A 557-nucleotide genomic window follows, 5' to 3' on the forward strand; every position below is an offset into this window, starting at 1 on the left:
ACGCGGGCCTTCTTCCAGATCGCGAATTCGTAGGGCTGTTCGGGCAGAGGCTTCAGGGCCGGCCGGTCCAGCTCCTCAAAGAGCTCGCGGCGCGAGCGTTCGAGGTGCTCCATGGATCGGGCGTTGAGCTCGTCGAGCAGCTCGCCGATGGCTTCGTTCAGATCGGTCAGGTTGAAGAAGGTGCGGTTGCGCAGGCGGGCCAGGATCCAGCGCTCAACCACCTGGACGCCCACTTCCGCCTTGGCCTTGTCTTTGGGCTTGCGGACACGCGTCGGGATGATGGCTATGCCGTAGTGCTGGGCCAGGTCCTGGTAGGTGGGATTCAGATCGGGCTCGTAGCGACAGGGATGCTTGACCCCAGCTTTGAGATTGTCCGGGACGATGATTTCCGGCGCCCCGCCGAAGAAGGCAAACATGCGGACGTGGGCGCCGATCCAGTTGGGCAGTTCCTGGCTCTCGTGGGCCTCGGCGTAGGTGTAGTTGCTGGCCCCCAGGACGCCGATGAAGATCTGCACTGCGTGGACCTCGCCGGTGTGGGGGTCTACGACGGGCACTGT

At 64.1% G+C, this 557-nt stretch carries 1 protein-coding gene; it reads right to left on the reverse strand.

What is annotated here, in order from left to right; translation table 11 throughout:
* Positions 1 to 557 (reverse strand): IS21 family transposase (istA, locus tag SCI24_RS21460; protein ID WP_318727290.1); only part of this gene is annotated, 557 nt, incomplete at both ends.

This window comes from Halomonas sp., from assembly GCF_033549285.1.
GTDB lineage: Bacteria > Pseudomonadota > Gammaproteobacteria > Pseudomonadales > Halomonadaceae > Halomonas.